This is a genomic window from bacterium (assembly GCA_018812485.1).
Taxonomy (GTDB): Bacteria; JAHJDO01; JAHJDO01; order JAHJDO01; family JAHJDO01; genus JAHJDO01.
Window position 1 is genome coordinate 1 of the sequence record JAHJDO010000056.1, and the last position, 10867, is coordinate 10867.

A 10867-nucleotide genomic window follows, 5' to 3' on the forward strand; every position below is an offset into this window, starting at 1 on the left:
TATTATAAATGAAAGGAGTAATTAATATGTTAAAAATAAGCTGTCTAAAAAAGGATTTACTTAAAGCCACCCAAATTATTATTGGTGCAATAACCCCTAAAACAACATTACCTATTTTGTCGAATATTTTAATAGAAACTAAGAAAGATAGTATTACAATATTTGCCACTGACTTAGAAATAGGGATGAAATATACTGTTAAATGCAATATAATAAAAGAAGGTATTATAACCTTGCCTGCAAGACACTTAACTAATATAGTAAAGGAATTACCCGAAGGGGAAATAGAGATTATAGAGGAAAAAAATAATATAATTAATATAAAAAGCGGTAAGATATTATTTCGAATTAACAGTCTTAAAAAAGACGAATTTCCTAAATTTCCAAGCTCACCAAAAGAACAAAGTATTAATATAAACACAAGTGTCATTAAGGATATGATAAATAAGACAGCATTTGCTATGTCACATGATGAAGTAAGGTATGTATTAAATGGAGTTTATTTAGAAATAGAGAAAGGGGATAAGAGTAAGACTTTGTTAAAAGCTGTAACTACAGATGGAAAAAGGTTGGCATATATCTTTAATAGTGTAAATGCACCTAATAATTACACAAAAAAGGTAATAATTCCATCAAAAACAATAAATGAGATATCAAGAATTATAGATGAATGGGAAAATATTAAGATTATAATAGGGGAAAAACAAATTAATTTTGAAACAGATAATATTATAATAACGTCTAGGCTAATAGAAGGGCATTTCCCTGATTATAATCAGATCCTACCAAAGAAATATAAGGAGAGGGTTAAATTAAATACTGAACAATTTCTTACGTCAGTAAAGAGAGTTGCCCTTTTAATAAATGATAAGACCAATTATATAAAATTAAATCTTAAGAAAGATGTGATGGTTTTATCAATAGAAACACCTGAAGTAGGCCAGGCACAAGAGGAGATGGAAATAGATTATAAAGGAGAAGAGCTAACGATAGCATTCAATCCTAATTATATAATAGATGTTTTAAAGAATATTGGGGATGATGAAATTTACTTTGATTTAATAGATAGTGAAAATCCAGGGGTTATCAGGCAAGTAAATTTAGACAACTACCTGTGTGTAATAATGCCAATAAAAATATAGTGGTACGGTATTCCAGACCTGAACATATAAAGAATGTTGTTAGTGATGTAATATCTAGGATAAAAGAAAAAGAAAGTAAAAAAAAGATAGTAAAAATAGGAGAATATATAGCTAAAACTTTAGGAGAGCAAAGTAGGGAGCATGTAGAGGTGAGCGGATTAAGGAGGGGAAGCTTATATATAAGCGTTGATAGCTCAGCATGGCTTCAAGAATTGAGCTTAATGAAACAGGATTTGGCAAATGGTATTAATGTGAAATTTAAACAGGATCTTGCACTTGTAAAGGAGATAAAGATTAGACTAAGCAATGGCTAATTTAGGATTAAAATTTCGGAATTTGCGCTGATAAGGAGAGGAGTTGATGGATAAGATAAAGAAAGGCGGATATAACGCACAGGAAATTCAGGTTTTAGAGGGGTTGGAAGCTGTTAGAAAACGCCCAAGTATGTATATTGGAGATACTGGGGCAAGAGGATTGCATCATTTAGTGTATGAGGTTGTTGACAACAGCATAGATGAAGCGCTTGTAGGTTACTGTAAAACAATAGATGTTCTTGTCCATGTGGATAACAGTGTTACAGTGATAGACGATGGACGGGGAATTCCTGTTGATATTCATGCTGAGCATAAGAAGTCGGGAGTAGAAGTGGTAATGACAATGCTTCATGCAGGCGGGAAGTTTGATCATAAAGCATATCAGGTTTCAGGGGGGCTGCATGGAGTAGGCGTATCTGTTGTTAATGCCCTTTCAGAATGGCTGCTGGTAGAGGTTAAGAGAGACGGGGGAATATATGAGCAGGAGTTTAGAATCGGCAAGCCAGTCGGTTCTTTAGAAATTATAGGAAAAACGAAGAATACAGGAACAAGAGTTACGTTCAAACCAGACATTAATATATTTAAAGATATTAACTTTGATTTTGATATATTATCAAACAGATTAAGAGAGCTTGCTTTTCTAAACAGAGGGATAAAGATAAGTATAATAGATGAGCGAGAGGATAAAAAACATATCTTCCAATATGAAGGAGGGATTGTTTCTTTTGTAAAGTATCTTAATGAAAACAAAATAGCTCTTCACGAAAACCCCATATATTTTTCTAAAGAGAGAGATGATATTAAAGTGGAAGTTGCAATGCAATATAACGACACCTATGTGGAAAATATATTTGCATTTGCCAATAGCATAAATACTCAAGAGGGAGGAACTCATCTGGCTGGATTTAGATCTGCGTTAACCAGAGTTGCGAACGATTATGCTCGTAAATCGGGGTTTTTTAAAGAGGGCGTTTCTCTGTCCGGGAACGATGTAAGAGAGGGATTAGTGGCTGTTATAAGTGTAAAATTGCCTGAGCCACAGTTTGAGGGACAGACAAAAACAAAACTTGGCAATGCAGAGGTTAGAGGCATAATGGACTCTGTGGTAAGCGAGGAGGTCAAGAACTTTCTGGAAGAGAATCCTGTGATAGCAAGAAAGATTTTAGAAAAGTCTATTCTTGCTGCCAGGGCAAGAGATGCTGCTAGGAAAGCAAGAGAGTTAACCCGTAGAAAGGGAGCACTTGATTCTTTAGCGCTTCCAGGGAAACTGGCAGATTGTTCGGAGAAGTCCCCTGCGCTTTGTGAAATATATATAGTTGAAGGAGATTCTGCTGGCGGTTCTGCAAAGCAGGGCAGGGACAGGGTTTTTCAGGCAATATTGCCATTAAAAGGGAAGATTCTAAATGTAGAAAAGGCGAGATTAGACAAGATATTAAATAACGAAGAAATAAGAACCCTTATTACAGCCATTGGTACAGGGATTGGGGAGGAGGATTTTGATATAGAAAAAGCAAGATACCATAAAATAATAATTATGACAGACGCTGATATAGACGGAGCACATATCAGGACGCTTTTGCTTACCTTCTTTTATAGACAGATGACAACATTGTTAGAGAAGGGATATATTTATATTGCACAGCCTCCATTATACAAGGTTAAAAAGGGAAAGGCAGAGCAATATCTTAAAAGCGACAAAGCTTTTAACGATTTTATACTCTCTTCAGGGCTGAAGGATGTAGAAATAACAATTCTTAAGGAGCAAAGAAAGATCACAGATATGCAACTAAAAGCAATAGTGAGCGACCTTGCGCAGCTTGAGAATTTAATAAAAGTGTTTGAACGTAGAGGAATAAGTTTTGTAGATTATCTTAAATTAAGGGATAAGAATACGGATAGCTTTCCAAAATACAGGGTGCGTACAGCTAAGGGATTTCAGTATTTTTACACGGATAAGGAATTAGCAGCTCTAGAGGAGAAGCAGAATGAGACACAAAAGCAGCTTAATATATTTGAGAGTGCAGAGCCTACAACCGCCGAGATTACTGAGTTTCCCGAATCCAGGCAGATTGGCGATATATTAAAGAGAATAGAGCAGAAAGGCATAAGCTCAGATACTCTTCTTCCTGAAAGCGGGAAGAAAAAGCCGATATATAGAATTAGCACAGGAGATAAAGAGTACGAAATAAATAGCGGTTATGAGATTCTGGACAGTATAAAGGCATTGGGGAGAAAGGGCTTGATTATACAGCGTTATAAAGGACTTGGAGAAATGAACCCGTCCCAGCTGTGGGAAACAACTATGGATCCCAAAGAACGTACGCTTTTAAAAGTGGGCATGGAAGATGCTGTAGAAGCAGATAGGATATTTACAATATTAATGGGTGATCAGGTGGAACCAAGAAGGAAGTTTATTCTGGAACACGCATTGGAAGTAAGCAACTTGGATGTTTAGAGATATAGAGATATCATGAAAAAACCATGGGATGGAAGGTTCAGGAAACCACAGGATTCATTTATTGAGCAGTTCTCTAGCTCAATAGACGTTGATGTGAAACTTGCAAGATATGACATTCAAGGCAGTATTGCCCACATTAAGATGCTTAGCAAGGTTAATGTAATCTCCAAGAATGATACAAAAAAAATACTGCATGGACTGAAAGAAATTCTTCAAGAAGTTTCCAAAGGAGAGCTTAAATATACGTGTGCAGATGAAGACATACATATGGCAATTGAGCGCATGCTTGTGGAAAAAACAGGAAAGATTGGCAACAAACTCCACACAGCAAGGTCCAGAAATGACCAGATTGTGCTTGACGAAAGGTTATATCTGCGTGATGAAATGTCGGAGGTATCGGAACTCATTAAAGGGCTTCAGAAAACAATTATTAATATAGCACAGAAAAACATTGATGTTATTATTCCAGGACTCACTCATATGCAGCATGCGCAGCCGGTTCTTTTTTCGCATTATCTGATGGCTTACTTTAATATGCTGGACAGGGATAAGGGCAGACTCAAAGATTGTTTTAAAAGAGTGAATATTATGCCTCTGGGCGCAGGCGCAATTGCAGGAACTTCGTTCCAAATTGATCGTGAATACGTGGCTAAGCTGTTAGGCTTTCCCGCTATTACAGAAAACAGTATAGATACAGTTAGTGACAGAGATTTTATTCTGGAATTTGTATCTTGCTCTGCCATTCTCATGATGCATCTTTCAAGATTATGTGAAGATATTGTCATCTATTCTTCGGAAGAGTTTGGGTACGTAGAATTGGATGATAGTATTTGTACTGGAAGCAGTATGATGCCTCAAAAGAAGAACCCTGATGTTGCTGAACTGATAAGGGGGAAAACTGCAAGAGTGTATGGATCGCTTATTACACTTTTTACGTTAATGAAAGCGCTGCCTCTATCATATAACAGAGACATGCAGGAAGACAAGCCAGCTCTGTTTGATGCTGTCGAAACAGTCAAGATATGTCTGAAAGCAGGGGCAAAGCTTTTAGAGAACATAAAACTTAACAGTAAGAGATTAGAGAATGTTTTATCCATGGATTTTTCATGCGCAACAGAAATAGCTGATTATCTTGTAAGACAGGGCATGGCTTTCAGAGATGCCCATAAACTAGTCGGCAGGATAGTTAGATACTGCATAGATAACAAAAAATATTTACGAGATCTCACCTATTCAGAATTTAAGGGCTTTTCAAGCCTATTTTTGAAGGATATAATAGATTTTACATCGTTTCAATCATCAATAAAATCCAAGTCCTCTCCTGGCGGAACATGCCTGAAAAATGTAAAAGCTCAGATAGAAAAAGCGAAGAATTTGCTTAAATGATAAGAGACATAATTTTCGGCACAGTTGGCGGACTCGGGTTATTTCTCTACGGCATTCACATAATGAGTGACGCTCTCCAGAAAGCAGCTGGAGATAAAATGAGAAAAATACTGGGCATAATAACAAATAAGGCTTTTTTCGGATTACTGGCTGGCGCAGGGATTACCAGTATTATTCAGTCAAGCAGTGCAACAACAGTTATGGTAGTGGGCTTTGTTAATGCTGGGCTTATGACTTTAAGACAATCTCTGGGCGTTATACTTGGGGCAGACATAGGAACAACAATTACTGCTCAAATTATTGCTTTCAAAATAACTCATTATGTGCTTCCTGTCATTGGAATAGGATTTGCATTGCATTTTTTCTGCAAGAAGCGCGTGCCAAAACAAATAGGTCTGGCCATATTTGGATTTGGTGTTTTGTTTCTTGGTTTGAGTATTATGACGGATACTGTTCGGCACTTGAGTAATAGCCAGGCAGCAAAAGAAATGCTCATCAATTTTAGCAGGACACCTGTTTTAGGGGTGCTTGCCGGTACGCTTCTAACCGTGGTTGTTCAGTCGAGCAGCGCAACAGTTGGGCTTACTATGGCGCTTGGTATGGGAGGGCTTATTGATATAAATGCAGCGATTCCATTATTGCTTGGAGATAATATTGGAACATGTATAACTGCGATATTAGCAAGCATTGGGACTAATGTCGGGGCGCGCCGAGCAGCGGTGGCTCATCTTATGTTTAAGGTAGTAGGTGTAATAATAATACTCTCTATCTTACCGCTATATAAGCAACTGGTTGTCCATACAGCAGGTAATATTGAAAGACAGATTGCTAACGCGCATACGATCTTTAATATTAGTATCGCCGTGTTGTTTTTGCCATTTACAGCGTTCTGTGCCAGACTATTAGAGAAAATCGTGCCAGGCAGGGATAGCTCTCTTGATTATGCTCCAAAGTTTCTGGAACCGCACTTGTTAAACACTCCATCCATAGCAATAGAGCAGGTAAGGAAAGAGCTTGTAAGAATGACTGAGATAGTTAAGACAATGGTTGACAGAGTAATGGATGGTTTCTTCAAACAAGACATAGGTATGATGCATGATGCCATAAGTAAGGAGGATGCGGTCGACAATCTGCAGAGCTCAATAACACATTATTTGGTTGAGCTTTCCGAGAGAAGTTTAAGCTCTGAGATGGCAGAGAAGATACCCGCGTTACTTCATTCGGTTAATGATATAGAGCGCGTAGGGGACATCTCTGAAAACCTCGTAGAACTTGGAGAAAGAGCGATTGAGAAAAAACTTCCATTTAGTGATAAAGCAATTAAGGAATTAAGAGAGATGTATTCGCAAGTCACAGCAATGCTGGAGGATACAATCAGCGCGCTGGAGTTAAACGATGCTGTAATTGCTCGTAAAGTCTGGGACAGAGAAAAAAAGATAAATGAATTAACAAAGACATTTGGGAACAATCATACGTCCAGATTGAGAAAAAGAGCATGCAATATAATTTCAGGAATTATTTTCCTTGACCTTCTGAGCAACTTTGAAAAGATAGGCGATCATCTGAATAATGTTGCAGACGCTGTTATTGGCGGTCTTCAGTGGGATAGTACCACACCTACGCAATAACCTTAGGTACTCTGAAAAAACTATCTTTTTTATCGGGTGCGTTTTGAAGGGCATTGTCAACAGGGATGGAAGGCGTTGCAGCATCTTCTCTGAACACGTTCTTCTGCATTTCTACTACATGAGACGTAGGCTTTATATGAGTTGTGTCAAGCTGGTTAAGTTTGTCCATATATCCGAGGATTTTGTTTAACTGTTCAGCATGCTCCTCTTTTTCTGTTTCTCGTAATTTTAATCTCGCAAGTCTTGCTACATATTCAACATTTTTTTTTGATATCTTTAGCATAATTATTTATCCTCATCGCTTTCAAGCTCTGTGTTCCAATATGCTGTGTCAACAAAATGCTTCCAGCTTTCATGATGCATAGTTTTTATATTAAAGTGCACAAGATATTGCCACCTAGGCTCTTTTGGAGCCTGAATTAGTTTCATTCCAGCCTGCTCGGGAGTTCTTCCTCCTTTGCGGAGATTGCAGTTCGTGCAGGAACAAACTACATTTGTCCACACGCTTTTTCCTCCAAGCACTTTAGGAATTACATGGTCTATATTGAGGTTCATAATGTCAAACTTTCGACCACAATACTGACATACATTTTTATCCCTTTGGTAAATATTTTTTCTATTAAATTTTATAGATGAGCAGGGTAATTTATCATAGAGCAGCAATAGTATGACTTTTGGGATCCTTATTGTAAGGGAAATGGTGTGTACAACTTCCTCATACTTTTCAAACGAGGCTGACAGATCCTTCCAATCTTCGAAATTAAAGGCACTAAACTTTCCCTCTTCAACATCAATTACCTGAGCCTGGCCTGTATAAAGCAAAGAGAAAGCTCTCCTTGCCGTACATATGTTTACGGCCTGCCACAATCTGTTTAACACCAGTACATTTGCATCCAACATTCTTTATCCCTGTGCGTTTTTGATTATTATACCCTAGAGTGTTTTAATTAGAAAGTAGTTGTTTCAGTGTATTTGCATATTTTCCGACAATCTCCAGACTGTCAGTCCAGTAGGTCTCAAGGGAATACCAGCCATTATAGGAGCGACTTTTTAGAAACGCTGCGAATTCTTTTACTCCTGCGATTCCTGTTCCTAGTTCAGCTTGTCCCAGCCACCTATTATCTCCTTTTGCAGGATAACCGGTGCCTTCTTGTGTTTCCTTTATATCTTTTACATGCACGTGTCTTAATATATCCCAGAATTTCTCAAGTGCAACTACAGAAGATTCTCCCCCATAGCATGAATTGGCTGAATCTGCCACAAAATACAGCGGAGAGTTTTTTAGCATAGAGAATATGTCTTCAAGCATATCAGATGTTGACATAATATCATAAGAGATACCAAATGCCTCAGTAGCAATGTCTAAATCGTGCTTTTTCCCAGCTTCAATTGCCTTATCAATAGAAAGAGCAACAAGTTTCCTTGCCTCTTCAGGGCACATATCTTCAGGCAACCTGTTCCCATTAGTCATGACAAGAGCAGGTTTTAAAACAGAAGCAGAGTTAATCATTGTTCTTGTTTTTTCACATGCCTCCTCAAAACCTCCGGGTTTTAGATGGTTGACAATAAGGTCAATATTAGGAATGCACATGCTTCTCTTCAGTATTTCTTCTAAAACTTCATGCAATAAGTCATGATTGAGATAGAAATCCTCCGCTTCCAGGAACATAGGCTCCACTCCTGTAATGCCATACGATTTTATGGTGTCTAAAAAGTTACAAAGAGCATCTAAATCAGTAAACAGCTCCTTAGTGTGCTTATAGGTCATTAATGAGATTTTCATTGCTACTATCCTGTGTTTAATTTAAAATTCAGTCTACAATATATACTGAGACAAGTTACGCAGTCAATAGGGAAAGAAAGGAGAGGCGAAAAATTGAATCCCAGCGTCCTCAGGGGGAATCGAACCCCCGTTGGTAGGTCGAAAACCTACAGTCCTAGGCCACTAGACGATGAGGACATCCTTGGAGCAAATCGCAATGTAGCATACCAGATTATCTTAAGTCAAGCAGAAATGAGAAAAGCTATTGTCCTATTTTTTATTTGTGTAATAATGGTTGCAGGCCTGTCCTATATGGCACAGGCTGCTGCGCCTTTTAGCCAAGCTAAACTTCCTTCTTACAAGTATGTATCGAAACATTTTATTGTATATTCTTATAGCAGGGAAAAAGCTGCTTATTTAGCTAAAAGGGCTGAAGTTGTGGCAGAGCGCGTTATAGGGCATTCAGGAGTTAGTAAATTTGCCTCATGGAAGACAAAGGCAATTATTGTTTTATACAAGAATCATTTTGAATATGTAAAAGAAACAGGACAGCCAGGCTGGTCAGGTGGAACTGCAGGAATGGTCAGTCATGGGCCTATTACCCATAGAGCAATCTACTTGTATGAAGGCGCAACAAACCTTTTTTCCAATATACTTCCGCATGAAATTACACATCTGGTATTTATGCAGATGATGGGCGCTAAAGCCAATATCCCTCTTTGGCTGAATGAAGGGCTGGCAGTATATGAGCAAAAAGATAAGGGAAAGAGCTTAAAAACAATAGCAGCAAGAAATATGAAAAGCAATGACTATATAAAACTTGACGACTTAATTAAGTATGAAAAGGCGCCAGAGGGTAGAGCCGAGTTGTTTTATGGAGCCTCAGCGGGATTGGTTGAGTATCTTTTTGTTGTTTTGAATAGAGCCTGTTATGTAAAAATGATCTCTCTATTAAAGCAGGGCGCTTCATCCTATGAAGCATTTCGGGGAGCATATGGTAAGGCATTCAAATCTTTTTCATCAATGGAAACAGGTTGGAAGAAATACATGATAAAGAAATATGCCAGCACAGACAGTTGACATAAATTCAATTATTCTGATAGAATCCACACAGATATGGGATACATAAGTAAAAGATGAACAAGATATTTAGTGTTGTTATTGTCCCAATTTTTATCTTTACTACTGCGATTCCTGTGTTAGCTAGTCATAAAGGTTCTCCAAAAGAACAATTCGAATATGCAGAAAGCTTTAAAGATAAAAAGCCCAAGAAGTATCTTGCGGAGCACAAAAAGCTCCTAAAATTTTATAAAAACAGTCCCTTTGCAGAAGAGTCACAGATCAGAGTAGCTCAATATTATTATGATCAACACGAGTATTTAACAGCAGCAAAAGAATACCAGAAGGCAATAGACGGTTATCGCTCCCCGGATAAATTAAAGATGATTACGAATATACAGAAGAGGATTGCTAATTACTTTTTTGCAAATCCTACTATGCGTAAAAATAAAAAAGGATACGAAAAAGCTGTCATAGTATACAGTATGGTTCTAAAGAACATGCCATTCTCAAAAAATGCTGATGAGTTTCAATATAGAATAGGACTTTGTTATCAAAGGGAGGGTAAGCTGGAAGAAGCTGCAAAGGAGTTTAGAAAACTTATAAGTAATTATCCTAATAGTGTCTGGATGGACGATGCCTATTATTGGATAGCAGTTTGCTCTATTGCTCCCTCAAGCAGTTCTTCTTATGACCAGAGCTCTACAGGCGCAGCAATGGACAAACTTGCCAAGTTTGCTGAATCATTTCCCGACAGTAATCTTTGTTCTCTGGCAGAGCGTAAGATCAGAGAGCTTCAAGATATAAAAGCACAGAAGGATTATGAAATAGCAGAGTTTTATAATAAGCAAAACAACAAGGGAGCTGCAGAAATTTATTACAAACAGGTATTAAAAACATACTCTTTCAGTAAATGGGCTGTTCTTGCAGAGAAAAAGCTGAAAGAGATACAAACTAAGGAAGGCAAGAATGAATGAGAAGATGACTAAGGGGTTTTCAACCCCTAAAATTTTAATTGTATTTTTAATTCCTATTGTCTTAGCAGGGTGTGGATATACTCCCAGCACAATAAGAGGCGCTGGAATAAGCTCTATCTATGTGCCAATGTTTAAGAACGA

Annotated in this window: 10 protein-coding genes and 1 tRNA gene; 7 read left to right on the forward strand and 4 right to left on the reverse strand. The window is 37.7% G+C overall.

Annotated features, from left to right (window positions below):
- Positions 1-26: 26 nt before the first annotated feature.
- From dnaN to KKC91_04385, 5 genes are read left to right on the forward strand one after another with little or no spacing between them, the layout of a single operon-like run.
- A complete protein-coding gene (dnaN, locus tag KKC91_04365; GenBank protein ID MBU0477784.1) occupies positions 27-1142 on the forward strand; it encodes a DNA polymerase III subunit beta in 1116 nt (371 codons plus the stop codon).
- On the forward strand, positions 1115-1456 hold the full coding sequence (locus tag KKC91_04370) for a DUF721 domain-containing protein (protein MBU0477785.1): 342 nt from the start codon (positions 1115-1117) through the stop codon (positions 1454-1456). Before dnaN ends, KKC91_04370 begins: the two co-directional genes overlap by 28 nt.
- 46 nt (positions 1457-1502) lie before the next feature.
- Positions 1503-3911, forward strand: coding sequence for a DNA topoisomerase (ATP-hydrolyzing) subunit B (gene gyrB / locus KKC91_04375; protein MBU0477786.1), 2409 nt, complete (start codon positions 1503-1505; stop codon positions 3909-3911).
- A 15-nt stretch (positions 3912-3926) separates the two neighbouring features.
- Complete coding sequence (argH, locus tag KKC91_04380; protein MBU0477787.1) at positions 3927-5300, forward strand: argininosuccinate lyase; 1374 nt, start codon at positions 3927-3929, stop codon at positions 5298-5300.
- Positions 5297-6928, forward strand: a complete 1632-nt coding sequence (locus KKC91_04385; GenBank protein MBU0477788.1) for a Na/Pi cotransporter family protein — start codon at positions 5297-5299, stop codon at positions 6926-6928. Before argH ends, KKC91_04385 begins: the two co-directional genes overlap by 4 nt.
- Here KKC91_04385 and gatC read toward each other — a convergent pair.
- From gatC to KKC91_04405, 4 genes are all read right to left on the reverse strand, one after another.
- Entirely contained in the window at positions 6918-7211 is a 294-nt protein-coding gene (gatC, locus tag KKC91_04390; GenBank protein MBU0477789.1) for an Asp-tRNA(Asn)/Glu-tRNA(Gln) amidotransferase subunit GatC, read from the reverse strand. The two genes, KKC91_04385 and gatC, sit on opposite strands and share 11 nt — an antisense overlap.
- A 2-nt stretch (positions 7212-7213) precedes the next feature.
- Positions 7214-7828, reverse strand: a complete 615-nt coding sequence (locus KKC91_04395; protein MBU0477790.1) for an HNH endonuclease — start codon at positions 7826-7828, stop codon at positions 7214-7216.
- A 43-nt stretch (positions 7829-7871) separates the two neighbouring features.
- Positions 7872-8711, reverse strand: coding sequence for a sugar phosphate isomerase/epimerase (locus KKC91_04400; GenBank protein MBU0477791.1), 840 nt, complete (start codon positions 8709-8711; stop codon positions 7872-7874).
- 104 nt (positions 8712-8815) lie between these two features.
- Positions 8816-8888, reverse strand: a tRNA-Glu gene (locus KKC91_04405).
- 54 nt (positions 8889-8942) lie between these two features.
- On the opposite strand from KKC91_04405, the gene KKC91_04410 reads away from it, so the two are divergent.
- On the forward strand, positions 8943-9770 hold the full coding sequence (locus KKC91_04410) for a hypothetical protein (GenBank protein ID MBU0477792.1): 828 nt from the start codon (positions 8943-8945) through the stop codon (positions 9768-9770).
- A gap of 56 nt (positions 9771-9826) precedes the next feature.
- Complete coding sequence (gene bamD / locus KKC91_04415; protein ID MBU0477793.1) at positions 9827-10726, forward strand: outer membrane protein assembly factor BamD; 900 nt, start codon at positions 9827-9829, stop codon at positions 10724-10726.
- Positions 10727-10867 lie beyond the last annotated feature (141 nt).